Annotated in this window: 1 pseudogene; it reads left to right on the top strand. The window is 60.5% G+C overall.

Going from position 1 to position 754, the window contains the following annotated elements:
* Positions 1 to 754 (top strand): annotated as a pseudogene (locus EAO36_RS08320) (hypothetical protein); the annotation flags it as partial.

Below are 754 nucleotides of genomic sequence, written 5' to 3'. Positions count from 1 at the left end.
CGCGTCCGACCCGCCTGGAATTGCGTACCCCGGCGATGGTGATTGCACTTCTGATCATCTGCGCCTTGGTGCACTTCCTCTACGTGATCCGTGTGGGTGGAGACTTCATGCACGCCCGCATGCTCCTGCCGCCACTGTTCGCCCTCCTGCTGCCCATGGCTGTCATCCCGATCAACGTATTTGACCGGACCTGGCAGGACCTGGTGTCCGGCATCCTGGTGCTTGCCGTGTGGCTCTGGTCCACCGTCGTATTCATCAACGGCCATGATTGGGATAGTGAAGACGGCGGTGATGTGGTGGATGAACGGGAATTCTGGATCGACTTCACCAACCGCGATCATGACAATCCTCCGCTCTACGCAGAGGACTTCCTCACCGTGCGTTCCATGACTGATTATGTGGAGGTCATGGAGGAGCAGACCCTGGCGGAGCCCACCGGCCAGCAGCTGGCCATCAGGACCCAGGATGGCAATGGAAACTCCTGGATCACCACCCCCCGCCTGGAGGAGGGGGACGCTGGAGATCTGAGCCATCTTCCTCCCACCGTGTTCATGGTGAACCTGGGTATGACCTCAATGAATGCGCCCTTGAATGTCCGTGTCACTGACCTGATCGGCCTGGCCACCCCGCTGGCTGCACGCCAGCCACGCATTGAGGGGGGACGTATTGGCCATGACAAACTCATGGCACTGGAATGGCAGGTGGCGGATTCCGCGACACCGTTGACCTCCACCCCGGGTTGGCTGGATCCGGA

The organism is Helicobacter mehlei (assembly GCF_003660265.1).
Taxonomy (GTDB): domain Bacteria; phylum Campylobacterota; class Campylobacteria; order Campylobacterales; family Helicobacteraceae; genus Helicobacter; species Helicobacter mehlei.
Note: the sequence above shows the minus strand (reverse complement) of the source record. Positions and strands in the feature narration are given on the sequence as shown.